The sequence below is a fragment of the Priestia sp. SB1 genome (genome assembly GCF_038898415.1).
The window spans coordinates 14,187-38,949 of sequence record NZ_JBBJSS010000007.1 but is presented as its reverse complement, the minus strand read 5'-3'; the positions used below and the strand labels follow the sequence as shown (position 1 = coordinate 38,949).

At 38.0% G+C, this 24,763-nt stretch carries 30 protein-coding genes; 14 read left to right on the top strand and 16 right to left on the bottom strand.

Annotated features, from left to right (window positions below; genetic code table 11):
* The first annotated feature begins 44 nt into the window (after positions 1-44).
* Positions 45-563, top strand: a complete 519-nt coding sequence (locus WKH56_RS24455; protein ID WP_098627022.1) for a hypothetical protein — start codon at positions 45-47, stop codon at positions 561-563.
* A gap of 27 nt (positions 564-590) precedes the next feature.
* Here the strand turns inward: WKH56_RS24455 and WKH56_RS24450 are convergent, their stop codons facing one another.
* Positions 591-1,583: an NAD(P)/FAD-dependent oxidoreductase gene (locus WKH56_RS24450; protein WP_013059618.1), complete on the bottom strand. Its 993-nt coding sequence runs from the start codon at positions 1,581-1,583 to the stop codon at positions 591-593.
* Between the two features lie 493 nt (positions 1,584-2,076).
* On the opposite strand from WKH56_RS24450, the gene WKH56_RS24445 reads away from it, so the two are divergent.
* The 3 genes from WKH56_RS24445 (at position 2,077) to WKH56_RS24435 (ending at position 4,466) form a co-directional block, all read left to right on the top strand.
* Positions 2,077-3,291 (top strand): NAD(P)/FAD-dependent oxidoreductase, encoded by a 1,215-nt coding sequence (locus WKH56_RS24445; protein WP_033580456.1) that lies wholly within the window; start codon positions 2,077-2,079, stop codon positions 3,289-3,291.
* Between the two features lie 122 nt (positions 3,292-3,413).
* The gene (locus tag WKH56_RS24440) at positions 3,414-3,737 is read left to right on the top strand and encodes a YuiB family protein (protein ID WP_033580457.1); all 324 of its coding nucleotides are present in this window, start codon (positions 3,414-3,416) and stop codon (positions 3,735-3,737) included.
* An 81-nt stretch (positions 3,738-3,818) separates the two neighbouring features.
* Positions 3,819-4,466: a 3D domain-containing protein gene (locus tag WKH56_RS24435; RefSeq protein ID WP_034264182.1), complete on the top strand. Its 648-nt coding sequence runs from the start codon at positions 3,819-3,821 to the stop codon at positions 4,464-4,466.
* Positions 4,467-4,508: 42 nt separating this feature from the next.
* On the opposite strand, the gene WKH56_RS24430 is transcribed toward WKH56_RS24435, so the two are convergent.
* Positions 4,509-4,985: a divergent PAP2 family protein gene (locus WKH56_RS24430; RefSeq protein ID WP_013085319.1), complete on the bottom strand. Its 477-nt coding sequence runs from the start codon at positions 4,983-4,985 to the stop codon at positions 4,509-4,511.
* Between the two features lie 245 nt (positions 4,986-5,230).
* On the opposite strand from WKH56_RS24430, the gene WKH56_RS24425 reads away from it, so the two are divergent.
* On the top strand, positions 5,231-6,724 hold the full coding sequence (locus WKH56_RS24425) for a leucyl aminopeptidase (RefSeq protein WP_168761560.1): 1,494 nt from the start codon (positions 5,231-5,233) through the stop codon (positions 6,722-6,724).
* A 268-nt stretch (positions 6,725-6,992) separates the two neighbouring features.
* Positions 6,993-8,312, top strand: coding sequence for a Na+/H+ antiporter family protein (locus WKH56_RS24420; protein ID WP_033580460.1), 1,320 nt, complete (start codon positions 6,993-6,995; stop codon positions 8,310-8,312).
* Between the two features lie 54 nt (positions 8,313-8,366).
* Here the strand turns inward: WKH56_RS24420 and WKH56_RS24415 are convergent, their stop codons facing one another.
* The 3 genes from WKH56_RS24415 to WKH56_RS24405 form a co-directional block, all read right to left on the bottom strand.
* The gene (locus WKH56_RS24415; protein ID WP_033580461.1) at positions 8,367-8,558 is read right to left on the bottom strand and encodes a hypothetical protein; all 192 of its coding nucleotides are present in this window, start codon (positions 8,556-8,558) and stop codon (positions 8,367-8,369) included.
* A gap of 116 nt (positions 8,559-8,674) precedes the next feature.
* Entirely contained in the window at positions 8,675-9,211 is a 537-nt protein-coding gene (locus WKH56_RS24410; protein WP_013059610.1) for an HD domain-containing protein, read from the bottom strand.
* Positions 9,212-9,387: 176 nt separating this feature from the next.
* The gene (locus tag WKH56_RS24405; protein ID WP_033580462.1) at positions 9,388-9,756 is read right to left on the bottom strand and encodes a YuzC family spore coat inner layer protein; all 369 of its coding nucleotides are present in this window, start codon (positions 9,754-9,756) and stop codon (positions 9,388-9,390) included.
* Positions 9,757-9,862: 106 nt separating this feature from the next.
* Here WKH56_RS24405 and WKH56_RS24400 point away from each other — a divergent pair, with 106 nt between their 5' ends.
* Both WKH56_RS24400 and kapD read left to right on the top strand, forming a co-directional pair.
* Positions 9,863-10,246 carry a hotdog fold thioesterase gene (locus WKH56_RS24400; protein WP_033580463.1) on the top strand — a complete coding sequence of 128 codons (384 nt, stop codon included), beginning with the start codon at positions 9,863-9,865 and terminating at the stop codon, positions 10,244-10,246.
* Between the two features lie 345 nt (positions 10,247-10,591).
* Positions 10,592-11,206 (top strand): 3'-5' exonuclease KapD, encoded by a 615-nt coding sequence (gene kapD, locus WKH56_RS24395; protein ID WP_013085312.1) that lies wholly within the window; start codon positions 10,592-10,594, stop codon positions 11,204-11,206.
* 36 nt (positions 11,207-11,242) lie between these two features.
* Here kapD and kapB read toward each other — a convergent pair whose 3' ends face one another.
* A complete protein-coding gene (gene kapB, locus WKH56_RS24390) occupies positions 11,243-11,623 on the bottom strand; it encodes a kinase-associated lipoprotein KapB (RefSeq protein ID WP_049166271.1) in 381 nt (126 codons plus the stop codon).
* An 85-nt stretch (positions 11,624-11,708) separates the two neighbouring features.
* On the opposite strand from kapB, the gene WKH56_RS24385 reads away from it, so the two are divergent.
* Both WKH56_RS24385 and WKH56_RS24380 read left to right on the top strand, forming a co-directional pair.
* A complete protein-coding gene (locus tag WKH56_RS24385) occupies positions 11,709-11,906 on the top strand; it encodes a hypothetical protein (protein WP_033580465.1) in 198 nt (65 codons plus the stop codon).
* Between the two features lie 103 nt (positions 11,907-12,009).
* Positions 12,010-12,534 carry a superoxide dismutase family protein gene (locus WKH56_RS24380; RefSeq protein WP_342836890.1) on the top strand — a complete coding sequence of 175 codons (525 nt, stop codon included), beginning with the start codon at positions 12,010-12,012 and terminating at the stop codon, positions 12,532-12,534.
* Between the two features lie 35 nt (positions 12,535-12,569).
* On the opposite strand, the gene WKH56_RS24375 is transcribed toward WKH56_RS24380, so the two are convergent.
* Both WKH56_RS24375 and WKH56_RS24370 read right to left on the bottom strand, forming a co-directional pair.
* A complete protein-coding gene (locus WKH56_RS24375) occupies positions 12,570-13,742 on the bottom strand; it encodes a MalY/PatB family protein (protein ID WP_049166270.1) in 1,173 nt (390 codons plus the stop codon).
* Between the two features lie 169 nt (positions 13,743-13,911).
* A complete protein-coding gene (locus WKH56_RS24370) occupies positions 13,912-14,760 on the bottom strand; it encodes an alpha/beta fold hydrolase (protein WP_049166269.1) in 849 nt (282 codons plus the stop codon).
* A gap of 158 nt (positions 14,761-14,918) precedes the next feature.
* On the opposite strand from WKH56_RS24370, the gene WKH56_RS24365 reads away from it, so the two are divergent.
* The 3 genes from WKH56_RS24365 (at position 14,919) to yugI (ending at position 17,188) form a co-directional block, all read left to right on the top strand.
* On the top strand, positions 14,919-15,419 hold the full coding sequence (locus WKH56_RS24365) for an Lrp/AsnC family transcriptional regulator (RefSeq protein ID WP_013059601.1): 501 nt from the start codon (positions 14,919-14,921) through the stop codon (positions 15,417-15,419).
* Positions 15,419-16,579, top strand: coding sequence for an aminotransferase (locus WKH56_RS24360; protein ID WP_013059600.1), 1,161 nt, complete (start codon positions 15,419-15,421; stop codon positions 16,577-16,579). The genes WKH56_RS24365 and WKH56_RS24360 overlap by 1 nt, the downstream gene beginning before the upstream one ends.
* A 207-nt stretch (positions 16,580-16,786) precedes the next feature.
* Positions 16,787-17,188 carry a S1 domain-containing post-transcriptional regulator GSP13 gene (gene yugI / locus WKH56_RS24355; RefSeq protein WP_013059599.1) on the top strand — a complete coding sequence of 134 codons (402 nt, stop codon included), beginning with the start codon at positions 16,787-16,789 and terminating at the stop codon, positions 17,186-17,188.
* Between the two features lie 43 nt (positions 17,189-17,231).
* Here yugI and WKH56_RS24350 read toward each other — a convergent pair whose 3' ends face one another.
* On the bottom strand, positions 17,232-17,462 hold the full coding sequence (locus WKH56_RS24350) for a DUF378 domain-containing protein (RefSeq protein ID WP_013059598.1): 231 nt from the start codon (positions 17,460-17,462) through the stop codon (positions 17,232-17,234).
* 220 nt (positions 17,463-17,682) lie between these two features.
* On the opposite strand from WKH56_RS24350, the gene WKH56_RS24345 reads away from it, so the two are divergent.
* Positions 17,683-18,846 carry an iron-containing alcohol dehydrogenase gene (locus WKH56_RS24345; protein WP_013085305.1) on the top strand — a complete coding sequence of 388 codons (1,164 nt, stop codon included), beginning with the start codon at positions 17,683-17,685 and terminating at the stop codon, positions 18,844-18,846.
* Positions 18,847-18,890: 44 nt separating this feature from the next.
* Here the strand turns inward: WKH56_RS24345 and mnhG are convergent, their stop codons facing one another.
* From mnhG to WKH56_RS24310, 7 genes are read right to left on the bottom strand one after another with little or no spacing between them, the layout of a single operon-like run.
* Entirely contained in the window at positions 18,891-19,253 is a 363-nt protein-coding gene (gene mnhG, locus WKH56_RS24340) for a monovalent cation/H(+) antiporter subunit G (RefSeq protein ID WP_013085304.1), read from the bottom strand.
* Entirely contained in the window at positions 19,237-19,521 is a 285-nt protein-coding gene (locus tag WKH56_RS24335) for a Na(+)/H(+) antiporter subunit F1 (protein WP_013059595.1), read from the bottom strand. Before WKH56_RS24335 ends, mnhG begins: the two co-directional genes overlap by 17 nt.
* A complete protein-coding gene (locus WKH56_RS24330; protein WP_013059594.1) occupies positions 19,522-19,998 on the bottom strand; it encodes a Na+/H+ antiporter subunit E in 477 nt (158 codons plus the stop codon). It lies immediately after the preceding gene.
* Positions 19,999-20,004: 6 nt separating this feature from the next.
* Positions 20,005-21,489 (bottom strand): Na+/H+ antiporter subunit D, encoded by a 1,485-nt coding sequence (locus tag WKH56_RS24325; protein ID WP_034264157.1) that lies wholly within the window; start codon positions 21,487-21,489, stop codon positions 20,005-20,007.
* Positions 21,479-21,820 (bottom strand): Na(+)/H(+) antiporter subunit C, encoded by a 342-nt coding sequence (locus tag WKH56_RS24320; RefSeq protein ID WP_033580470.1) that lies wholly within the window; start codon positions 21,818-21,820, stop codon positions 21,479-21,481. Before WKH56_RS24320 ends, WKH56_RS24325 begins: the two co-directional genes overlap by 11 nt.
* Positions 21,820-22,242, bottom strand: coding sequence for a Na(+)/H(+) antiporter subunit B (locus tag WKH56_RS24315; RefSeq protein ID WP_013085301.1), 423 nt, complete (start codon positions 22,240-22,242; stop codon positions 21,820-21,822). The genes WKH56_RS24320 and WKH56_RS24315 overlap by 1 nt, the downstream gene beginning before the upstream one ends.
* The gene (locus tag WKH56_RS24310) at positions 22,239-24,644 is read right to left on the bottom strand and encodes a Na+/H+ antiporter subunit A (protein ID WP_047749620.1); all 2,406 of its coding nucleotides are present in this window, start codon (positions 24,642-24,644) and stop codon (positions 22,239-22,241) included. Before WKH56_RS24310 ends, WKH56_RS24315 begins: the two co-directional genes overlap by 4 nt.
* Positions 24,645-24,763: the final 119 nt, after the last annotated feature.

Here is a 24,763-nt window from a genome sequence, read left to right as displayed (position 1 = left end):
ATCAGTCTTTTTTATACTCAATAAAAAAGAGGAGATGAACGGATTTGATAGATGCGACTCGTTACGACGCAGAACAAGTAGGAGGTTATGGCAGTTTTCGTAAAAAAAATACCCTGCCTATTCTATGGAAGGGGTTTATAAACTGGTTAAAACTTGAAAATAGGAAAATGGAGTCTAAGGATGCAAAAAGTATTCACTTCAGTGAATCGCATTTATTTGTTCAACATTTGCCTTTTTCCTCAGGTGAAGTCTGTCATCAAAACTCGTCCTCTGTGCCTCTTAACCATTCTGAACCTTACATTCGCTATTATGAAAATGCTAATGCATCTCTGGCCGAAAGCTATGGAGCAGTGGAAGGAGAGCATATTCTGCTGATTGAACGTATTGTCGGTCAATCAGAGGTAGTAAAATATTTAAGCAAGCTCGAAGGCTTGAAGGCCTACAGAATGAGCGTAACTAGTCAAGAAGGAAACCATTCCTTTTATGAAATCTGTTTAATAAGCAGTGATGCAGAAATGATGAGTGAAATCATTCATCGAATGGTTACACCAATCCAGCAATGAAAAAAAGCAGGCGAGAGCCTGCTTTTTTTATGAGAACATTGACGTACTGTGCATAGGCTGTAAGCGAGCCTTTGGGTCAATGTATGCTTTAGCGTTATTAACGGCAGTCGGACCTTCGCCAAATCCTGCCACGATGAGTTTTACTTTTCCATCATATGTGCAGACATCACCTGCTGCATAGATGCCAGGAATATTTGTTTCTTGCTTTGAATTAACAACAATTGCATTTTTCTCTAAATCTAAGTCCCATTCTTTAATTGGACCTAGAGAAGAAACAAATCCAAAGTTTACAATAACATCATCTACGTCTACTACTGTCTTTTCTTCACCTTTTGTATTTTCTAACACAACTTGTGTAATACGGTCATCTCCAATAAATTCAACCGGTACATATGGTGTTTTAATATCAACTGATGAATTATGCAAGTTTTCTACGCTATGTTCATGAGCGCGGAACTTGTCTCGGCGATGCGTTAACGTTACTTTTTCTGCGATCGGCTCTAACATAAGAGACCAGTCTACAGCAGAATCCCCACCCCCGCATACTAATACTTTGCGGCCTTTGAATTTATTCATATCATCCACAAAATAATGAAGGTTCGTTTGCTCGAACTGTTCTGCGTTTTCTAGCTCAATTTTACGGGGCTTAAATGCACCGTTTCCAGCCGTAATAATAATTGTTTTTGAATAGTGGACTTCAGAATTAGTAGTTAATCGGAATACACCGTCCGCTTGTTTTTCTACCTTTTCTACTGCTTGCTCTAGTGCAACTGCAGGTTTAAATTGATCCATTTGCTCTTTTAGGTTATTGACTAATTCTTGAGCACGTACTTTTGGAAACCCAGCTACGTCATAAATATATTTTTCAGGATATAAAGCAGAAAGCTGTCCACCGAGCTGAGGTAAGCTTTCAATAATTTTTACGCTCGCCTGACGCATACCGCCATAAAATGCTGTAAATAAGCCTGTAGGGCCGCCTCCGATGATGGTAATATCGTATACTTGTTTATCTTCTTTCATTTATAATCACCTCTAGATTGTTCTGTGCCAATGCATATTCTACTTTATGATAGCATAGTAAATTATAAAATATCATTAAAACACGCTGGAATGTTTGAGAAACTTTCTCAACTTAAAGATCAGTATTTGCAATCATTAACATAACCACACGTTTTGGTCAAATATAAAACTGGGTATACAGGAAAGTAATTGAAAATTTAAAAGCTTGTAAATACAAAGTGAAGGGTTGAAAAACCGATGAAAAAAGCATAAGATGTTGGTGTAAATCAAGCTAGGACTTATGCTTACATTTTTTTGAAAAAGAAAAAATGTATTTTTTTAAAAAAGAACGTGAAGTGATTCACATTATTTTTCGTATATGAATAATAAATGGATAGCGATGATCGTTCTTGCTCAAACTAACATAAAAAAGCAAACCAAATAAAATTGCTCTTATCATTATATTTGTAAGACATACTTGTGACTATAACTAAAAAAGGTGGATGACATTCCTATGAAAAAGCCTAAAATCGTCATTTTGGGTGCCGGGTATGGCGGCATTATGACAATTGTTAATTTACAAAAGAAACTGGGTGCTAGTGATGCGGAAATTGTTTTGGTAAATAAAAACGATTACCATTACGAAACGACATGGCTTCATGAAGTATCGGCAGGTACAATTCATCAAGATCGATCTCGTGTTCCTGTTAAAAATTTAATTAACACGAATAAGGTTACATTTATTAAAGACACGGTCGTAGATATTAAGTTAGATGAAAAGCGTGTTCTTCTTGAAAACAGTGAGCTAACGTACGATTATTTAGTTGTTGCTTTAGGGTATGAAGCAGAAACTTTCGGAATTAAAGGTTTAAAAGAACATGCATTTACCATTACGAGCATTAATGCAGCACGTCAAATTCGTGAGCATATTGATTATGTGTTTGCGACGTACAACAATGAAGTGGAAAAAAGAGACGAACTTCTGACAATTATTGTTGGAGGTGCTGGCTTTACCGGCATTGAATTTGTGGGAGAATTAGCAAATCGAGTCCCTCAGCTTTGCAAAGAGTTTGATATCCCGCGTGAAAAAGTACGCGTTATTTGTGTAGAAGCAGCGCCTACGGCCTTGCCAGGTTTTGATCCGGAACTTGTAGAATATGCGGTAACACAGCTAGAACGAAAAGGAATCGAGTTCAAGATCGGAACAGCGATTAAAGAGTGTACAGAAGAAGGAATTATTGTATCAAAAGATGACCAAGTGGAAGAAATCAAATCAGCAACAGTTGTATGGGCTGCAGGTGTTCGAGGCAGTCATTTAATTGAAAAAGCTGGATTTGAGAACATGCGCGGACGTGTAAAAGTAAGCAATAGCTTGCTGGCACCAGGGCATGAAGATGTGTTTGTTATTGGAGATTGTTCACTAATGATTAACCCAGAAACAGAACGTCCTTATCCGCCAACAGCTCAAATCGCTATGCAACAAGGCGGTACCTGCGCTGAAAATATTAGCCGTTTGATGAAAGGGCAAAAAGAATTAAGCGAGTTCAAACCAGATATTAAAGGAACGGTATGTTCGTTAGGGCATGATGACGCAATTGGCGTTGTATACGGTCGAAAACTATTTGGTTCAAGCGCATCTTTTATGAAAAAAGTTGTTGATAATCGCTCGCTTTTCCTTCAAGGCGGAGCAGGTCTTGTATTGAAAAAGGGAAAATTTAATTTCTTTTAAAACAAAAAGCAAAAGGTCTTCAAACCTTTTGCTTTTTTGGTATTAACTTACTTTTCTGTGATTGACGCCTTGATTACTCTTAAGTAAACTGAGAGTATAAAGAGTAACGGAGGCGAAAAGCAATGGAAATGAGTGTGCCTGTCCTAATTATCTCCATCTTGTTGTTTTTTGTGTTGTTTTTTGGAATCGGTTTCTTGTTGAATATGCTGCTTCGCATGTCTTGGATTATGGCCATTATTTATCCCGTAATTTTTATTCTTATTATTGATGATGTAAGAGCGGTTGATTACATTCAACATCCCGCTCACTCCTTTCAGCAGCTAGGTACAAAAGTGCTATCTTTAGCCACAGCTGACATTGCGATTTTAATGGCTGGTTTTATAGGTGCACTAGCTTCAGGTATTACCATTAAATCTTTACGAACAAGAGGGTACCAAATGTTTTGAATGTAAATTCTTCTCGCGAACGAATAATTTGTTTTTATGTTGGAAACAAATAGATTCGTGAGAGGAGTTGTGGAAATCACAATGATTGGAAAAATAGCAAAGCGATTCATTATGTGCCTACTACTGGTCGGAGCGCTGTTTACAACATATGAAGCAATTACTGGCGTCCCAATAAACACGGTCATCAAATATATGCCTTTTATAAACAGTACAGGGCATCCTCTAATGAATGAAAGGCTCTTACCATCATTTCTAAAACCACTAAGAGCTGAAGCAGCTAGCAATGACAGAGAGCGTCTGACAATTGAAGAAGCATTTGATTGGTCGCGTTATCCAACTAAGAATGTATTGGCTACGGGTTACACAGCTGGTTACGAATCAACTGGGAAAAATCCCAATCATCCAGGGTATGGTATTACATATTCGGGCGTTAAAGTAAAACGTGACTTGTATTCAACCATCGCTGCTGATTTAACCATATTTCCAATTGGCACGATCTTGTTCATTCCGGGCTATGGGTACGGAGTGGTAGCAGATAAAGGTGGGGCTATTAAAGGCAATCATCTTGATTTATACTTTGAAACTGTTTCTGATGTGTATAACATATGGGGTAAGAAAGAATTAAACGTCTATGTAGTCAAATCAGGAGACGGCCGTTTAACTGAAGAAGAGTTAACAATGCTGAATGAAAAGAAATCGATGCAAGTTTTTCGTCAGCAGGTGAAATAAACGAGAAACACATGAAGCATTCTTCATGTGTTTTCTTATGTTTTATGGCCATACATAATACGTTACAAAAGCAACTGCTATTCCTGTTAAGGCTCCAAAGAAAACTTCAATAGGCTTATGCCCAAGCAGTTCTTTTAGCTTCACTTGTTTTTCGTCCTCTTCATTGGTCGTCCACAGCTTTGCCTCTTTTACTGCGCGCTGAAAGTCTTCAACCAAACGATTTAAAACTGTTGCTTGCTCTCCTGCGTGTCTTCTTACTCCTTTAGCATCAAACATGACAATGATGGCAAAAATAGCGGATAGAGCAAAAATAGGGGATTTAAGACCTTCTGCTAGCCCAATGGCAGTTGCTAAGGAAGTTACGGCTGCGGAGTGAGAGCTTGGCATGCCCCCCGTACTAAAAAATAAGCTGCCGTCTATTTTTTTAGTAGCTACAAAAGAAAGGGGAATCTTAATAAATTGAGCAAAGAAAATAGCGATTAATGAACTCCAAAGTGGAAAATTTGAGAATAACTCCATTGAGATGTCCTCCCTCAACTTAAAATGTCTAAAAAGATAAATCCGTATGATGAAAACAGTGGTAGATGAAAGTATATGTGTGAAACTAAGGTTTTTGAACTGTGATTAAAAATTGTATTTCTGCTATCATATGTATATAGATGAAAACAGTGGTGAATATGATATATATTCCACTTGCTGAATAGATTAAACAAAGCAGATGATAAATAAAAATAAAATATCTATACGTAAAAGGGAGGAATTTTATGTTTTCGCACGTAGAAACATATGGTGTTGATCATCAAACAGAAGCGCTCGTAATCGGGTTATTTAATCAAAACCAACAGTTTGAAGGCTTTCTAAAAGAAATTGATGATGCCTTAGGTGGACAGCTCATTCATTTGATTAAGGAAGGAGATATTCGCGTACAGGAAAAGCGTATATCAACGATTCATACACTAGGAAAATTAGGAGCAAAACGTCTTTATTTTGTAGGGCTCGGACGAAAGCAGGCGTTAACTAAAAATGGGCTCAAAGAAAGCTTTGGCCTTTTATTTAAAAAGTTAAAAGAAGCAAAAATTTCAAACGCATCGGTTGTCCTTCCTACATTTGATACAGGAGAGTGGTCAGAGCAAGAAACTGCAGCTTTAATAGGAGAAGCTCAACAGCTTGCTATGTACGAGTTTGAAAACTACAAAAAGAAATCAAACGAACCTGACAAGCAGCTTGAAAAAATTGAACTGTTTTCTTTTTATAAAGACGTTGTACAATCTGCGTTGGTTGGATATACGTACGGGAAAGCAACAAACTCAGCCCGCACTCTCGTTAACTTACCAAGCAATATGCTAACGGCTACAGATTTAGCTAATTATGCAGTAGAAATGGCACATACATATGGTTTTGAATATGAAATTTTAGAAAAAGAAGAGATGGAAACGCTAGGGATGGGCGCGTTGCTCGCAGTCAATCAAGGTTCCGCAGAGCCTCCTAAAATGATTGTGCTGAAATATCAAGGTAAAGAAAAATGGGAAGACGTTATTGGGTTGGTAGGAAAAGGGATTACCTTTGACACAGGTGGTTACTCTATCAAATCTAAAGACGGGATTGTAGGCATGAAAACAGATATGGGTGGAGCTGCATCTGTTCTTGGTGCAATGGAAGCGATTGGAGAATTAAAACCTCATCAAAACGTAGTAGCGGTCATTCCATCAACTGACAACGTTATTAGCGCGCGTGCCTTTAAACCAGATGATGTTATTACAGCAATGAATGGAAAGACAATAGAAGTGCTGAACACAGATGCTGAAGGGCGTTTAGCACTAGCTGATGGTATTTCATATGCCAAGCATCATGGAGCAAATTATTTAGTAGACGTGGCGACATTAACGGGTGGTGTAATTGTAGCTCTTGGTACACACACAACTGGGGCAATGACGAATGATTCTGCTTTATTGCAGCAAATAGCGAAAGCGAGCATTGAGACAGGCGAACCGATTTGGGAGCTGCCTATTACAGAACGAGACAAAAAGCGTGTTCGGGGAAGTAAAGTAGCAGATTTAAATAACTCTCCTGGACGGGAGGGGCACGCAATTATGGCAGGAACCTTTATTGGTGAGTTTGCAGAGCAAACACCATGGGTTCACTTGGATATTGCTGGAACTGCAACATCCGCTGCTTCTCATGAGTTAGGACCTTCAGGTGCAACAGGCGTGATGGTGCGAACCCTAGCTGCGATGGTTTGTTCATTTGAAGCCAATTAATAAAAAGAACATAGCAGTGATAGAAAGAAACGTAAAAAGAAGCATCGAAGATGCTTCTTTTTTAATATGTTTACATAACATTTTTTTCTTTTTAGGAAGAAAAGATTGTTTAAAAAAATCCTTATATTGTTAAGGATGTAGAGAAGTTAAACAAACGTTTATTTAGTAAGATGATTGACTTTTTTTCTATACCTAATATAATGAACATGTTGTTTATCTCTCTAATGTTTTAATGAGATAAAGTAAAAAGAAAAATGGAGGTTTCAAAATGAATGCAGTATTAATAGCTGTGCTCGTGATGCTGATTTTGAGCTTATTGCGTATCAACGTTGTCTTTTCTTTAGCGGTCGGAGCGCTAATTGGAGGACTTGTTGGCGGTATCAGCCTCACAGATACAGTAAGTATATACACAGATGGTCTTGGAAACAGTGCTTCTGTTGCATTAAGCTATGCTTTGCTTGGAGGATTTGCAATGGCTGTTTCGCGGACAGGGCTGCCTGATGCCGTTGTTCAGCTAGCGTTGAAAATAGTAGGAAAAGAAGGAGAAACGAAAAAGAAGTCACTGTCAAAAGTACTAATTTTATTGATCATCCTTATTATTTCGTGTTTTTCTCAAAATGTTATTCCGGTTCACATTGCATTTATTCCGCTTTTAATTCCACCGCTATTAAAAGTATTTAATCAGTTGAAAATAGATCGCCGATTAGTCGCAACAGTTATTACATTTGGATTGGTTACACCTTATATGTATTTGCCGGCAGGATTCGGTAAGATTTATCACGACATTTTATTTACTAACATCAAAGAAAGTGGATTAACGATTGATAAAGGAGATATTACCACGGCGATGGCTCTTCCAGCTTTAGGAATGGTAGCGGGCTTATTGTTTGCTGTGTTTATTTCGTACCGTAAGCCGCGCAGTTATAAAGACATTGACATTGATCAAGGCGCAGAGGAGCGTACAGGTTACACAACAAGAGGGATTATAGTAGCGTTACTTGCGATTGTAGCGGCTTTAACTGTGCAGCTCTTAGTAGATTCTATGATTTTCGGAGCGCTTGCAGGAATTGTGGTCGTTTATTTCAGCGGGGCCTTGAAGTGGAATGAAGCAGATCCAGTATTAACGAACGGAATGAGAATGATGGCTTTCATCGGATTTGTTATGCTGTCAGCCTCTGGTTTTGCAAAAGTTCTTCAAGAAACTGGAGATGTAGAAGCACTTGTAAAAGGCTCTGTTGCTCTTATTGGCGGAAACCAAATGCTGGGTGCATTTCTTATGCTTGTCATCGGGCTTTTAGTCACAATGGGCATTGGTTCTTCTTTCTCTACCATTCCAATTATCGCGACGATTTTTGTTCCTCTTTGCTTAGAACTTGGTATGAGTCCAATGGCAACGATTTGTATTGTTGGTACAGCGGGAGCGCTTGGAGACGCTGGTTCACCAGCTTCAGACAGTACGCTTGGACCAACATCTGGACTAGCAGTCGATCGTCAACATGATCATATCTGGGATACGTGTGTACCAACTTTTCTTCACTATAACATTCCACTCATTATTTTTGGGTGGGTTGCCTCAGTTATCTTGTAAATAGAGGGTCTCTAATGAAAAAAAAACAGCCGATCAAAACCGGCTGCTTTTTTTTCATGCTTGAGAAAGAGTAGAAGCAGTGCTGTCACAAGCTCCTAATGCTTGCTCTACAGCCTGAAGAGATTGTTCAATATGTTCGCGATTTGAATCTTTCTCTACTGTTTGAAGAGCTTGTTCAAGGCTTGCTTTTGCCTGATTTAATGACGTACAAGAATCCTGCACGTAACCTCTAGCGTTTTTAGACATTCTTCTTCCTCCTAACTAACCAAAAATGAGAATCAATAAGTAGTATGAGTAATTTGCAGGGAATTATGAGGAGAAATAATAAAAAGGATTAACTCTTATGAAAGGAGTTAATCCTGTCAGCCTAACTGTTTAAATTGGTTGGAATGTAGAAGTTCAAGCACTTTCTTATCAAGCTCCTTAATTTTCTTTACAGCCAAATTGTATTCCATTTCACGGTAATGATGTTTGCCGCCTGGCTCTTCATCAGCTTCATCAGCTAGTTTGACTACTTTTTGAAGAGGGCGTTGCTGAATGGTTCCTTCAGGCAAATAGGAGTCTGTGTGTAGTAAAATAGCTAAGGCAATTTCTTTTGCCGCCTGAGGTTCCTCGCCTAAACGAATGAGTAATTTATGTGCACGTTCAGCACCTTTAATAGCGTGAATATCATTTTGACGATACTTCTCATAATCCCACTGACCATTTGTGTACCATTCGTAGTGGCCAATATCATGAAGCAGCGCTGCTTTTGTAGCTAAATCAGGGTTTACATTATGCTGTACAGATAGACGAAACGCATGATAGGCGACCGATACAGCATGCGCAACGCCAGATCGTGTTAAATATTTTTGAGCGATAGGATGCGTGAAAATTTCTACTAGCGTAACATGTCTCATCATGTCATCCCTCCTAAAGAAAAAATATATTTCCAAATACAATATCATATTTATTTCCTAAATACAATTATCGTGTAATTTGTTTTTACATCCAAAAACGGCATATATTATAATATTCGAAACAAAACAACATGTACATCTTTTTCAAAAGAAAATAAGACTTTTTTCCTTGTGTTTTACCATTTAATATTTAACGAAACGTGACAGCAGTCAAATTGGTTATCGGGATGAATAAACGTAATTTTAATATAGTCTGGCGTATAAAAAACATCAATTTTGGCCTTAACGCCTGTTGAAAGAATGAGTCTTTTTACTTCACTCATTTTAGATTCTTGAGCAGCAGCTTTTATTTTTTTTATTAAAGCTGGCGAAGCGTTAGCTCTTTGAATAAATATGGTAGCGCTTTGCATGGTAGAGGGAATCACTTTAAGAGATTGCTGGAAAGTCGCTATGTCCGCCTCAGGTAAGCTAGGTACCCTGTATGTATAAGGGTGAGGCATGTAGTACGATGGCCAGTAGTAAGACAAGGGAGCAAATGGTTTCATATAAGAATCCTCCTAAAAAACGGATTTTTATTATGTATATGTAGAGGGTTCGTATATGTTGTAGCAAAACCGTTATTGTATACTAGATACAAAGGGAGGTATGTATATGAAAACAAAAGATACGCTGTTAGAAGCATTAGGAATTGAGATTATTAGCGCAAGTGAACAAAGAGTGGAAGCGACGATGCCTGTTGATGAGCGAACGCGTCAGCCATTCGGGCTTTTGCACGGAGGAGCATCGGTGGCGTTAGCCGAAACTGTGGCTAGTCTAGGTGCTATTAAAAGTGTAGATATTGAAAAAGAAATCTGCGTGGGTTTAGAGATTAATGCTAATCACATCAAAGGGAAAAAAGATGGAACAGTTACAGCTATAGGCGTTCCTTTACATAAAGGAAAAAAAACAGCGGTTTGGGAAGTGAAAATTCAAGATGAAGAAGAGAATTTAATCTGTATATCCCGGTGCACGCTTGCTATTCTGCCTAAAGCTTAAATATAAGAAAGGCTTAGTCTAAAAGGTGTGAGGTATGCTTTTGAAGTCAGGAGGAGCACCTCACACACTGATGTGAGAGCTTAAAGAGAATTTGGAAGAGAGGATACATAAAAAAGTGAAAAAATAGGTAAAAAAAAGAAGCGAAATTATGTCTATTCGTGACAGTTACCCTGCGCATAGAGACATGCTCTAGAATATAGTAGTAGTAAAGTATTCTTTTTATTCAGCAACTAGAATATTCATAATATTAAAAATAAGAACAGAAAATAGACCTTCCGATTGTTCAATCGTGCTATAATAGCATTAATATAGTAGGGCGGTTTATTTTACAAAGGGGTGATAATATTGGATAAGAACTCTCAGTATTTATTCATTGATTTTGAATTTACAATGCCAGAGTATAAAGGTTTTCCAAAAGGCTTTTTTCCGGAAATCATTGAAGTTGGTTTGGTGTTTGTTAAAAATCAAGAAATCATTGATCGTTTCTCCTCTTACGTACAGCCTACACACTTCACAAAATTAACTGAGCGCTGTAAATCATTTCTCCATATCGAACAAAATCAAGTAAATGAAGGAATTACGCTAGAGCAGCTTGTACAGCGACTGGGCATGTATAAAAACAGCACGATTATTACATGGGGAAACATGGATATGAAAGTATTAAGGCAGTGCTGTCAAAAAAATAAGGTGCCGTTTCCTTTTACAGGTAAAGAAATTGATCTTTCGATGGAGTATAAGCGCTTTTTTGGAGATCAAAATCAAACCGGCCTTTGGAAAGCTGTGCAAGAGTATGGTAAAGAAGGAACTGGAAAGCACCACTGCGCGCTTGACGATGCGATGACGACACTCAACATCTTTAAGCTTGTAGAAAAAGATAAGCGGTACCTTCAAAAGCCGGAGCCAACGACCATAGGAGATCGAATCGATTTTTCAAAAGTATTAAATAAATTTGCATTATAAAAGCCAAATCACTTCTATGTGAATTTGGCTTTTTGCTTAATGAATACCGTACTCTTTTTTTAACTCTTCTAAACAGTCAATGCTTGCTTGAGCAAAAGCGCTATCTTTGGCTTGTTGTTCAGCTATCTTTAATTCAAGGGCTTCTTTTAGTGAATGCTTATAATCAGGAACGCTGTCTTCATAGAGATGAACCATTTTTTGAGGAATGTTGGCCTGCTCTCGAAACGCAAGTGCTTTTCGCTCGTGAAAAAAAGGTACGTCCACTTGTCCAGGATTATGTAAGTCACCTTGTTCTGGATGCTTCAACACAGCTTGAATTCGTACAACATAATGCAGATCTCGAACTTGTGTAATTTCACCGATGTATTTCCCGGTTTTATAAAGTGCTGTAACGGTTTGACCAATTGTAAATGTCATATTGCCAGATCTCCTTTAAGTAAAGTGTTTGTTATAAACAGTATAAATCAAAACCTACTACCGTTTCTATGAAAGGATGTTGTACATGATGTATTTAATGTTTTTGCTTTATTTTCCGGAAGATAAAACAGAATATATTCCTGCTTTTGCTACAATGGCGATTTTTGTACTAGCAGCAGTTGCAGTCTGGCGGTTCATCATCAAGGTGTCTAAAAAAGAAGAAGAAAAAACGAAGGAATTAGAAGCAAAGTTGAAAGAACAAGAAAATAAGAAGTCACTCTAATGAAATGCAAATAAAATGTAAGCGTTTAAAATGATATGTTGCTGGACAATCTATGGAAAGACATCTAAAACTTTCGCTAGTGCGTATGCGATTGGAGGGCAACATGAAAAAACTACTACTCATTGGAACCGTGCCTTTTTTCTTGTTAACGGGGTGTATGGAAAAAGAAATATCCAATAAAGAAGTCAAAGTCTATAACGCAGATGGAGATAGCATAGGTACAGTCAAATTGAAAGAGCAGGCTGATGGAATTGAGTTTACGTACGATTTAAGCGGACTTCCACCTGGCGAACACGGCGTACATATTCATGAAATGGGGATTTGCAAAGCTCCTAACTTTAAAAGTGCAGGAAATCACCTTGATCCTGATAAAAAGAAACACGGACTGTTAAATCCAAAAGGACCACATTTAGGCGATATGAAAAATATTGTGGTAGAAGACGATCAGACGTATAAAGGAACGGATATGGTTCCTCAAGTCACGTTAAAAGAAGGAAAGACGTCTCTCGTTAAGCGTATGGATGGTTCCTCTCTTGTCATTACTGAACAAGTTGATGATGGAATGACAGAGCCATCAGGTAATTCTGGCAAGCGAATCGCGTGCGGAGTTATTTCAAAAAAACATTAAAAACAGCGTTCTTTCGTGAGAAAGAACGCTGTTTTTTACGTTAAAGCTATTTTTAAGCGATTTAATCCTTCTTGAAGTTGTTCATGTGAACAGCCAATGTTCAAGCGAATAAAACCTTTTCCATATGTGGAACTGTATTTTTCGCCTTTTTCTACGGCGATTTTGCCTTTTTCTAATAAACGTTCATGTAATTCTTCTTCTGATAAGTGCAGCTTGTTGCAGTCAATCCATAGTAAATAAGTTCCTTCTGGCTGAACCACCCGCAGTTCAGGCAAGTTCTCACTTATAAAACGCGTCACGAGATCTACATTTTTCTTCAGATACACAAGCAGTGCTTCTAGCCACTCTTCACCTTCACTGTAAGCCGCCTCTAATCCAATGATTCCGAATGTGTTTAAATTAGAAAACCCTTGTTTTTGCTGCTGCTGAACATACTGTGTGCGCAGCTTCTCATTTGGAATAATAATAGCTGAAGCTTGAAGTCCTGGTATATTGAATGTTTTGCTAGGGGCCATACACGTAATGGTTCGATTGGCTGCATCTTCACTCACCATGCTGATGGGAATGTGTTTATAAGGATGGTAAATTAGATCAGAATGAATTTCATCTGAAACAATTAATACATTGTATTTTTGACAAAGATCGGCAAGCTTCTTCAGTTCTTCTTTTGTCCACACACGTCCTACTGGATTATGAGGACTGCAAAGAATCATTAATTTTACGCCTTCTGCAAATTTTTTCTCTAAATCTGCAAAATCAATTTCGTATTTATCGCCCGCAAGTTTTAACGGATTTTCAACAACTTCTCGATCATTTACCTCTATCATGTTGAAAAACGGAGTATAAACTGGCGGTTGAATTAAAATTGAATCTCCAGGTTCCGTAAATGCTTGAATAGCCATACTCAGGGCAAATACAACTCCTGGACTGTATGTAATCCATTCATGATCAATGGTCCACTGATGCTTGTTTTTTACCCAAGATGATAAAGCATTTGCCGTAGATTCAGTAGGGGAAGTGTAGCCGAAAATACCGTGTTTGACACGCTCATTAATGGTTTGAAGAACATTAGGCGGCGCTTGGAAATCCATATCAGCTACCCAAAAAGGCAGAACATCTTTTGCTCCAAAAACGAGATCTGTTTTGTCCCACTTTACGGACTGCGTACCTGTACGATTAATTAATTGATCAAAAGAAAAAGTAGACAATAAAAGTACCCCCTTTTTTAATATAATAGTTTGCTTATTTTTAATACGTTTGTCAACGAAGTTAACTTGTGAAGTCAATAAAGAAAGTGGGAAAATTGGCTGAAGCACCACTAATAAATTTTTTATTAAAGTTAGCGCCTCGTGTGAAATATATGAACTCGCTCCGTCATTATTGAGACAGGGCTTTTTCACTGTACAAGAAATCGACCATATGAGACTGCACAATGTCGGGACACTCTTCTGGTAAAAGATGTCCAATTTCCTTTAACGAGATAAAGGTAGAGTCTGTCAAATCATCTTTTAATTTACGTCCGAGATGTAAAGGGACAACTCGGTCTTCTTCTCCCCAAATGAGTAAACTTGGTTTTTTTATGTGCTGCAAATCCTTTGAGGAGAGGTCTCCTTCTCGATCACGAATCATTCTTGTTAAAGCCATAAACGTACGGTCATCCAAAAAGGGTTCAGTATAGCCATCAATCATTTCTTCGTCGATTAACTGATGATCATATACGACATTTTGCAAGTTACCTAATACACCTTTGCGAGACAGCCACGTTTTTACCCACAGATAAAAGAAGGGAACATAAGAAGACATGACCAACCCATAATGTGAAGGGCCTAAATAAGCTGAGCTGCACAGAAGAACGAGTTTTGATACACAAGAAGGCTTTAATTTTGCTACGTTTAAACAAACCTGTCCTCCCATTGAGTGTCCCGATAGTACAACATCTTTCAATTTTAAGTATTCAATCAACTCGATGACAATTTTGGCTAAGTTTTTATACGAGTATTGAAAGGTTAACGATTTTTCACTTCGCCCAAATGGCGGAAGGTCCAGCGTAATGATAGAAAACGTATCTTCAAATAAAGGAATTAAACGCCGAAAGCTAAAACTGGATGATAAAAAGCCGTGAATAAATACAATAGCTGGTTTATCAGGGTGATAGTTATGGCATTCGTAGTAAACATTGACGCCATTAAAAGTACGCTGGTGGCAAGTAATTTTAGAGTCAGTCAATTTGTTTCACTCCATCTTTTTCTTTCTAGTCTGTCCTAATTTCCAGCAATCTATAAAATGAAACTCAATTACCGGTATAGATTTCACATTAAAGATGTGTTTAAATTTGATATAATGGAAAAAGTGAAAAAATTTAATCGGTGTAGGAGGGGAACGCGGTGTTCTTAGAAGAAAAAGAGTTAGAAATTTTAGAAATTCTAGAAAAAAATAGCCGTATTTCAATAGATAGTATTTCAAAAATGGTGGATTTAACGTTTGAAGAAACCTCTAATATTGTTAAAAAGCTAGAGAGAGAAAAAGTAATTGTGCAATATTCAGCTGATATTAACTGGAGACGAGTAGATGGACATGAGGGCGTCACAGCTATGATAGATGTAAAAGTTGCACCAAAGCGAGGAGTAGGCTTTGACGAGATTGCGGAGCGCATCTATCGTTTTCAAGAAGTAAAATCCGTGTACCTAATGTCAGGAGCATATGATTTGTCTGTTATTATTGAAGAAAAATCAATGTCTGAAGTAGCATTTTTCGTTTCTGAAAAGCTTTCTACGCTAGACTCTGTTTTATCTACAACGACTCACTTTATTATGAAAAAATACAAGCACGATGGTACCATCTACGACCAAGGCGATGAAGATCGCAGAATCGTGGTGTCTCCGTAATGAAAGAGCGCTTGTCAACAACTGTACAACAGCTGAAACCTTCAGGTATTCGCCGCTTTTTTGATTTAGCAGCAAGTATGGATAACGTCATCTCTCTTGGAGTAGGTGAACCTGATTTTGTCACATCTTGGGCTGTTCGAGAAGCGAGTATTTTATCGTTGGAAAGAGGATATACCTCTTATACAGCAAATGCGGGGCTTTTAGAGCTCCGCTTTGAAATTATGAAGTATATGAAAAGAAATTTTAACGTCTCGTATGATTATAAAGATGATATTATTGTGACCGTTGGAGGAAGTCAGGCTTTAGACATTACAATGCGAGCTTTGATTAACCCTGAAGATGAGATTATTGTCGTGGAGCCAAACTTTGTGTCTTACAGCCCGTTAATTTCGCTAGCAGGAGGAGTTCCTGTGGCAATTGAAACAACGGCGGAAACAGAGTTTAAACTACAGCCTAGACAGATTGAAGAAGTCATTACAAGTAACACGAAAGCCCTTCTTTTATGTTCTCCTAATAATCCAACAGGAAGTTCGCTATCTAAAGAAGAGTTGCAGGCTATTGCGGATATTGTAATCAAGCATGACTTGCTTGTTATCACGGATGAAATATATGCAGAATTAACATATGATGAAGAATTTACATCTATTGCTTCTTTAGAAGGAATGAAAGAACGAACTATTATTATTTCAGGCTTTTCTAAAGGGTTTGCTATGACTGGATGGCGTCTTGGGTACATATGTGCACCAACTGAGATTGCTAAAGCAATGTTGAAAATTCATCAGTATACAATGATGTGCGCGCCTACCATGGCCCAGTATGGAGCAATTGAAGCACTACAAAACGGGCAGCATGACGTAGAAGAGATGAGAAAAAGCTATCGCAGAAGACGGAACTATATGGTGAAGTCATTAAATCAAATTGGTCTGGAATGCCATTCTCCCGGAGGAGCGTTTTATGTATTCCCGTCTATCAAGAAAACGGGATTGTCATCGGAAGAATTCGCTGAGCAGCTTTTGCTTGAAGAACGAGTAGCCGTCGTGCCAGGCAATGTATTTGGAAAAGGCGGAGAGGGACATATTCGCTGTTCATACGCCTCTTCAATGGAATCATTAGAAGAATCCATAAAACGGATTAGCCGTTTTGTTGAAAATAAGTTATAATAAAAATAAGATATTATGTCATATCGTATAGACGGTTTGATATAATATCTTTTTTGCTATGATGAAATGTAGTGTTAGTTTATATTTGTGACGAAATTGGTAAATAATAAATATAGTATAACTACTTTTTGATTCAATCTATGAACTGTGCTATAATTTTAAATTGGCTATAATGGTGAAAATAATAAGGTATCTAGGAGTGTTTATATGTCAAAATTTGAAATCGGTACTGTTACAAAAGGTAAAGTAACAGGAATTCAACCATACGGTGCATTCGTTGCATTAAATGAAGAAACTCAAGGATTAGTTCATATCTCAGAAGTAAAACATGGCTTCGTTAAAGATATTAACGAACATTTATCAGTAGGAGACGAAGTAAACGTTAAAGTTTTATCTGTTGATGAGTCAACTGGTAAAATTGGTTTATCTATTCGTGCAACTGAGCCAGCTCCAGAAAAAACTGAAGCTTCTGCACCTAAAAAACCTGCTAAAAAGCGTCAAGGTCAAGCAACAGTTCATACTGAATCTACTCAAGGATTCAACACATTAAAAGAAAAATTAGAAGAGTGGATTGAGCAATCAAACCGCGAAGATCTAATTAAGAAATAAGAAATAAGAAAAAAAGAAGGATAGCTTAGCTATCCTTCTTTTTTTAATGTTCCGTTCTAGGTTCTGTACGCTCTACTTCAGCAGAAGGTTTAAATAATAGACCTAGGTTAATCAGTCCTGCGATTCCAACCAATCCATAAATAATGCGGGAGAAAGCAGATGTTTGACCGCCGAAGATTGCTGCTACTAAATCAAATTGAAAAAAGCCAATAAGTCCCCAGTTAATTGCTCCAATAATCGTTAATACGAGCGCAATACGTTGAATACCACTCATGATGAACCCTCCTTGTTTTGTAGTTCACTTATTAGCCTGCTTTTTTTAGAGGGAAATATGCATATTTGCTTTTGGAAGATACAGACAAATAAACGTTCATTTGGATGGGGTGAGCATCTAGCCAACAGGGAATAATCTTTAGGAAGTCAATTTTCTTTACAATCAAAAAGTTGTTCTTCATAATGATGCATGTAATCAAGCTCGTAAGGAGGAGTTTATAGTGAACAATTTTACATTTTATAATCCTACAAAATTAATTTTTGGTAAAGGTCAATTAGAGCAATTAAAAACAGAAGCAAGTCGCTTTGGTAAAAAGATATTATTAGTATACGGCGGAGGAAGTGTAAAACGCAGCGGTTTATACGATCAAGTAATGGATGTACTGAATGACATGAATGCAGAAGTACATGAGTTAGCGGGAGTAGAACCGAATCCTCGTCTGACAACTGTTCGCAAAGGAATCGATATTTGTAAAGAAAACGGTATTGAATTTTTACTTGCAGTAGGTGGAGGAAGCGTAATCGATTGTACAAAAGCAATCGCAGCAGGCGCAAAATATGATGGCGACGTATGGGACATCATTAACCGCGACGTATTCGCAGCTGAAGCTCTTCCATTTGGAACAGTGCTAACATTAGCAGCAACAGGTTCAGAAATGAATGCTGGTTCTGTTATTACAAATTGGGAAACACAAGAAAAATACGGCTGGGGCAGTCCGGCAACATTCCCTCAATTCTCTATTTTAGATCCGGTTAATACATTTACTGTACCAAAAAATCAAACAGTTTATGGTATGGTTGACATGATGAGCCACGTATTTGAACAATATTTCCATGCTGCAACAAATACGCCGCTTCAAGATCGTATGTGTGAAGGTGTGCTACAAACGGTTATTGAAACGGGACCAAAATTATTAAACGACTTAGAAAACTACGAGTTACGTGAAACGATTTTATACAATGGTACCATCGCATTAAACGGTATGTTACAAATGGGACACCAAGGCGATTGGGCTACTCATAATATTGAGCATGCGGTATCAGCTGTATATGATATTCCACATGCGGGTGGACTCGCAATTTTATTCCCGAACTGGATGAAACACGTAATGGATGAGAACGTAGATCGCTTCAAGCAAGTAGCTGTACGCGTATTTAACGTAGATACGGAAGGTAAGACAGATAAAGAAGTAGCACTTGAAGGTGTAGATAAGCTTCGTGAATTCTGGTCAAGCCTAGGTGCACCAACTCGCTTAGCTGATTATGATATTGGCGAAGACAAATTAGATCTTATGGCTGATCGTGCAATGGCCAAAGGTGAATTTGGTAAATTTAAAAAATTAAACAAAGAAGATGTACTAGCAATCCTACGCGCTTCTTTATAAGATTCTCGATAAAAAACGCCGTGCAAACCGCACGGCGTTTTTTTTTATTCATGATGGGTAAGCTTTTTCTGCTGTTTGGTTTTCAAATCATCCCGAACGGTTTTATCAGAAAGAGGAACTCCGCTGTAATAAGCTGCTCTTCCTAGTAAATGCCCAGCAATAGGAGAGGTGATAAACACAAAAACAATCGCTAAAATTAACCGTGCACTAATATGGCCAGTGTCAATCCAAAAGTAGAGTAAGCAGCCCACTAATATAAACAGGACGCCTAAGGTAGCACTTTTGGAGGCAGCATGACTTCTTGTGTACGTATCAGGCAAACGAATAAGCCCAATCATGGTCACAACTGTCAGAAGAGACCCTATTAGTACCAAAGCTCCTACAATGATTTCACTGATCACGTTCATATTCAATCACTTCTCCTTTCTCTAAAAACTTAGAAAAAGCAACGGTACCTACAAAGGCTATGATGCCTAGCAGTAAAATGACTTCGAAAAAAGCCTGAGTTCGAAAAATAATCGAGATGATGGCCGTGATAGCAATGATGTTAATTCCAATAGCATCAAGGGCCATTGCTCGGTCAGCAGTTGACGGACCTTTTACCACTCGGTAAACAAACCCAATAGTTGAAGCAGAAATGAGAATGAGCGAAACGTTTAGAAAAATATCGAGCATTTAACGACTCACCTCCATAATAGCTTTTTCGAATGTTTGCTGAATATCTGTAATAATGTCATCAATATCGTCGGTATTGATTGCATGAATATAGATAGTAGAATTGTCATCTGACACATCCATTACCAGTGTGCCTGGCGTTAGCGTAATTAAAAGAGAAAGAATGGTAATTTCCCATTCACTCTCCAGACGGGTTGGCATTGCAAAGATGGCTGGCTGAATATTTAATTTAGGGCGCAATACGTCTTTCGTCACTGCAATATTGGCTTTGAATAATTCTCGTATGAAAATAAACAGCAGCTTAATGATCGCATATACTTTATGCAGGTAAAAACGTCTGTGAAAAAAACGGCGGAAAACAAACAGCAGTACCGCTCCCCAGAAAAATCCTATAATAAAGGAAGGTAGTGTCCAAATCCCTCTCAAAAACATCCATGTGAATGCAATGATTACGTTTAATAATAGTTGAAATGACATGCAGATCTACTCCTTTAACACCGATTGGATATAAATTGAAGGATCCATAAGCGTTTGAGCGGCTGTCGACACATAAGGAATAACAGCTTCTGCACCTAGTCCTAAAAAGACAGAAACAGCAAGTAAGATAGCGGATGGGTATAGAATACCTTTAAGGGATACTTTTTCATGCTCAGAAGAAAGCGTAGGTTCACCCCAGAAGCAGCTCATGAAAATCTTAATGGCAGAATATAAAACGAGCAGGCTTGAAACGAGTAAAACTCCTACAAACGTGTAGCTCTCTGATTCTAAACCGCCTTGAACTAAAAGGAATTTTCCAATAAAGCCGCTTAGGGGAGGAATTCCTGCCAACGAAATAGTAGCGATAAAAAACATCCAGCCAAGCAGCGGATAGTCTTTAATTAACCCACCCATTTTCTTTAATTTTGTTGTTCCAGTTATTCGAATGATGCTTCCAGCAAGAAGGAAGAGAGCTGCTTTAATAATCATGTCGTGAATTAAATAATAAATGGCTCCTTCAAAACCTGCTTTTGTTGTTAAAGTTACACCGTAGACAATGACTCCGACAGCAATAATAATATTATAAATTAAAATTTTATTCACATCCGAATAAGCAATGGCGCCTACTGCACCAACAACGATAGTCAAAAGCGCAACGTAGCCGATAATTTGATGAGTGAATTCAGGATGATGGTAAAACAGTAAAGTGAAAGTCCTGAAAATCGAATAAACGCCTACTTTTGTGAGCAATGCACCAAACAACCCGATGATAACGGGTGGAGGCGCACTGTACGAACCTGGAAGCCAAAAATACATTGGGAATAAAGCTGCTTTTAATGCAAATACAATAAATAAAAGCATGCCAATGGTTGTTAAAATTCCCGGCTGATTAGCCTCTGCAATTCGCTGCGAAAGGTCTGCCATGTTGAGAGTTCCTGTTACGGCGTACAAATAAGCAACAGCAATTACAAACAAAGCAGATGAAATGACATTGACTAAAATATACTTAAGAGACTCTCGAAGCTGTGCTTTTGTACCGCCAATTACAATGAGAGCGTACGAAGACATAAGCATGACTTCAAAAAAGACAAATAAGTTAAAGATATCACCTGTCAAGAAAGCGCCAAATACGCCTACTAATAAAAACTGTACAAACGAATAAAAGTAAAAGCGTTCACGTTTTTCGCCAATTGTATGAAAAGCAAAAAGAACGCAGCATAGTGTTACGATACTAGCAGTAAGTACGAGAAGGGAAGCGAACATGTCCGCTACTAGAATAATTCCAAAAGGAGGTTTCCAGTTCCCAAGCTCGTGAGTTAAAACACCTTTTGATTGAACCAACTGTACCAAATATGCAGCAAAAGCAGTGGTGGTGATTAATGATAAAACACTGATTATCCTTTGAAGTTTAATATTGTCTTTGAAAAAAATGAGCACAACACCTACAACAAACGGGATAAGCAGTGGGATGATTACAAAATTACTCGTCATGTTCATTTCCCCTTAACTTGTCCATATCGTCTGTTCCGAGTTCTTGATAAGCCCTGTAAGCTAGTACAAGGAAAAAAGAAGTGACGCCAAAGCTTATGACAATGGCAGTTAAAATGAGGGCTTGAGGTAAAGGATCTGTATAAGAAGAAGCCTTTTCTCCCAGAAGGGGAACACTCCCCCCTTTTAATCCGCCCATCGTTAAAATCAACAGGTGAACACCGTGGCTTAATAAGCCTGTTCCAATAATAATTCGCAGTAAACTGCGGGATAACATGAGATATACAGCGGCAGTGAATAGAATCCCTGCCACTACGGACATTAATATTTCCACTATTCACTCTCTCCAATCGTTTGAATAATGGTCATCGTAACACCAACAACTACTAGATATACGCCTAAATCAAACAGTACAACGGTAGCTAAAGATGTTTTCCCGAGAAGGGGAAGGTTAAAGTAGCTGTACGTGTGAGTGAGAAAGGGAACTTTGAAAATAAATGATCCCAGCCCGGTTAAAATAGCTAGCAGCAGACCGGAAGCCGCAACCTTCTTATAATCAAATGGGATGACTTTCGATACGGTTTTTATATCGAAAGCCAGCAGTAGTAATACAAGGGCAGCTGAGGTAGTAAGTCCCCCAACAAACCCTCCTCCAGGTGTATAATGACCTGCAAAGAAAAGATGAATGGCAAAAATGATAATAATGAATGTGACTACTTTCGTTGTTGTTTGTAGTATCAAATCATTTTTTTTCACTCTTCTTCCTCCTTTGTTAACCGAAGACGAATCATGCCATAGATAGCAAGAGCTGCTATACAAAGTACGGTAATTTCAAATAATGTATCAAATCCGCGGAAGTCAACAAGAATCACGTTCACCATGTTTTCGCCGCCTGCTTTTTCATAACTGTTTTCAATAAAGTAATGTGAAATCGATTCAAATAGTTTTGTACTGTTTGCTGATATGCCAAGCAATGTAACGGTCGTTCCTACAAGAAGGGCAACCAGTAAGTTTGGCAGTTGAAACTTCACCCTTACTTTTCGCTTCCGAAACTCCGGCAAGTAGTAGAAACATAGTAAAAACAGTGATACTGATACAGTTTCAATAACTAATTGAGTCAAAGCTAAGTCAGGAGCACGGAATAATACGAAAAATAAAGAAAGCGTATACCCGACAACTCCCAGCGAAATAATGGCTGTGAGGCGTGATTTTGCCAATAAAGTTGTAATAGTAGCCGCAACCATTACAACTGCTAGTATGGCTTCATAAACGCCGATAGAAGCAGTATCTTTTAAATCAATCGCAAAGGCATTCTGAGAAAAGAGGGTTACGAGAAGTAAAATGCCTATGAAAGTAAAAATGATTAAAAGATAGTCTCTAATAAATCCTGTCATTAATGTTTTCATGATGCGCGTTGAGCCTTTTTCCATCCCTTTAATGCCATAATTATATCCGTTATTAAGCGTTAAAGAAGAAGGGAATCGTGTATAAATTTTTGACCACTTTTGAAGCGTCATAAACAACAAAATACCAAATGTGATGACTCCTAGCGTCATAAATAATTCTGGCGTAAAACCGTGCCAAAATTTAATATGCACTTGATATTCTTTACCTGCCTCTAGCAGGCTAGGTGCGATAGAGGCCATTGTTGGCTCAATAAGAGTTGATTCTAATAAATTAGGAGCAAAGCCAAAAATAACAACCAATGATGCTAAAATAACCGGTGAAATCAGCATGCCTACTGGTGCTTCATGCGGCTTCTTCTCCAACTTTTCGGGCTGGTATTTGCCTGTAAAGGTTTTAAAGACAAGAATCATACTATAGACGAACGTAAAAATACTTCCCACCCAAGCGATGATAGGCAGCAAAATTCCCCACGTCTGCATGCTATACATATCCATTTTTGTCACGTTTACCATGCCTGTAAAAAACATCTCTTTACTTAAAAATCCGTTAAAGGGAGGGAGACCTGCCATTGAAAATCCCCCAATGATAGCAATGGTAAATGTGACAGGCATGAAGCTCATTAACCCGCCTAACTTTCTAATGTCACGCGTGCCTGTTTCATGATCGACAATGCCTACTACCATAAACAAGCTGCCTTTGAAGGTAGCGTGGTTAATCAAATGGAAAACTGCTGCAGTAAGAGCCACTAAGTAGATATTATCGTCTAAAAAATCATAGTGAATAGCTGCGCTACCTACTCCTATAAGTGACATAATCATCCCAAGCTGACTAATTGTTGAAAAAGCTAAAATCCCTTTCAAGTCTTGTTGCTTTACTGCTGAAAACGAGCCCCAAAACAGTGTAATTAGTCCTATGATTGAAATAACAAAAAACCAAGTGGCGCTTATAGCAAAAACAGGGCTTAGTCTTGCTAAAAGATAAATTCCCGCTTTTACCATTGTAGCTGAATGAAGGTATGCACTCACTGGGGTTGGAGCTTCCATTGCATCTGGCAGCCAAATATGAAAAGGAAACTGAGCAGATTTTGTAAAGGCCCCTAATAAAATGAGGACTAGAGCTGGAATAAATAGATGACTTGATGTAACCACATCTACGTTTGAGATAATTTCGCGTATGCTGAAAGTACCTGTCATGACATATAAAAGTACAATTCCTGCTAATAGGGAAAGTCCTCCGAATACGGTAATGAGCATAGATTTTAAGGCTCCGTATTGAGATTTCTCTCGTTTGTACCAATAACCAATCAATAAAAAAGATGAAAGGCTTGTTAATTCCCAAAAGCTGTAAAGACTCATTAAGTTGTCTGATAATACAACTCCTAGCATAGACCCCATAAAAAGAAGCAAATAGACATAAAACGAATGCAGCGCTTCTTTTGTCTTAGAAAGATAATAAATGGAGTAAAGAATAACAAGTGTCCCAATTCCAGTGATTAACAGAGAAAATAGAAGACCGAGTCCATCCACATAAGCATCAAAGTTAATGCCCAGACTAGGTATCCATTTCATTGAATGTAGGTAGGTTTCCCCTTTAGAAACACCACTGATATATTGTGTGAAATAAATGAACAACACAAGTGGGAGAGGTAAAACGAACCACCCTGTATGAATACGCTGGAATTTCCTATACAGAAGCGGGACAAAAAAGGCTAATAAAAAAGGCGATAAAATCACCAAGTGCAACCACGACAAAAGACAAACCTCCTTGTGATATTCAATTCTGTAACCGATTATATAATAATTTAATTATGCATGCATCCATGCTAATTCTTAGTATCAGCGGATTTTTCAAACCTTATTAAATAAATAGA

Coding starts and splice junctions, on each gene's coding strand:
- WKH56_RS24450 (WP_013059618.1), bottom strand. CDS start 1,583: ATGAAAGAAGATAAACAAGTATACGATATTACCATCATCGGAGGCGGC.
- WKH56_RS24445 (WP_033580456.1), top strand. CDS start 2,077: ATGAAAAAGCCTAAAATCGTCATTTTGGGTGCCGGGTATGGCGGCATT.
- WKH56_RS24440 (WP_033580457.1), top strand. CDS start 3,414: ATGGAAATGAGTGTGCCTGTCCTAATTATCTCCATCTTGTTGTTTTTT.
- WKH56_RS24435 (WP_034264182.1), top strand. CDS start 3,819: ATGATTGGAAAAATAGCAAAGCGATTCATTATGTGCCTACTACTGGTC.
- WKH56_RS24430 (WP_013085319.1), bottom strand. CDS start 4,985: ATGGAGTTATTCTCAAATTTTCCACTTTGGAGTTCATTAATCGCTATT.
- WKH56_RS24425 (WP_168761560.1), top strand. CDS start 5,231: ATGTTTTCGCACGTAGAAACATATGGTGTTGATCATCAAACAGAAGCG.
- WKH56_RS24420 (WP_033580460.1), top strand. CDS start 6,993: ATGAATGCAGTATTAATAGCTGTGCTCGTGATGCTGATTTTGAGCTTA.
- WKH56_RS24415 (WP_033580461.1), bottom strand. CDS start 8,558: ATGTCTAAAAACGCTAGAGGTTACGTGCAGGATTCTTGTACGTCATTA.
- WKH56_RS24410 (WP_013059610.1), bottom strand. CDS start 9,211: ATGAGACATGTTACGCTAGTAGAAATTTTCACGCATCCTATCGCTCAA.
- WKH56_RS24405 (WP_033580462.1), bottom strand. CDS start 9,756: ATGAAACCATTTGCTCCCTTGTCTTACTACTGGCCATCGTACTACATG.
- WKH56_RS24400 (WP_033580463.1), top strand. CDS start 9,863: ATGAAAACAAAAGATACGCTGTTAGAAGCATTAGGAATTGAGATTATT.
- kapB (WP_049166271.1), bottom strand. CDS start 11,623: ATGACATTTACAATTGGTCAAACCGTTACAGCACTTTATAAAACCGGG.
- WKH56_RS24385 (WP_033580465.1), top strand. CDS start 11,709: ATGATGTATTTAATGTTTTTGCTTTATTTTCCGGAAGATAAAACAGAA.
- WKH56_RS24380 (WP_342836890.1), top strand. CDS start 12,010: ATGAAAAAACTACTACTCATTGGAACCGTGCCTTTTTTCTTGTTAACG.
- WKH56_RS24360 (WP_013059600.1), top strand. CDS start 15,419: ATGAAAGAGCGCTTGTCAACAACTGTACAACAGCTGAAACCTTCAGGT.
- yugI (WP_013059599.1), top strand. CDS start 16,787: ATGTCAAAATTTGAAATCGGTACTGTTACAAAAGGTAAAGTAACAGGA.
- WKH56_RS24350 (WP_013059598.1), bottom strand. CDS start 17,462: ATGAGTGGTATTCAACGTATTGCGCTCGTATTAACGATTATTGGAGCA.
- mnhG (WP_013085304.1), bottom strand. CDS start 19,253: ATGAACGTGATCAGTGAAATCATTGTAGGAGCTTTGGTACTAATAGGG.
- WKH56_RS24335 (WP_013059595.1), bottom strand. CDS start 19,521: ATGCTCGATATTTTTCTAAACGTTTCGCTCATTCTCATTTCTGCTTCA.
- WKH56_RS24330 (WP_013059594.1), bottom strand. CDS start 19,998: ATGTCATTTCAACTATTATTAAACGTAATCATTGCATTCACATGGATG.
- WKH56_RS24325 (WP_034264157.1), bottom strand. CDS start 21,489: ATGACGAGTAATTTTGTAATCATCCCACTGCTTATCCCGTTTGTTGTA.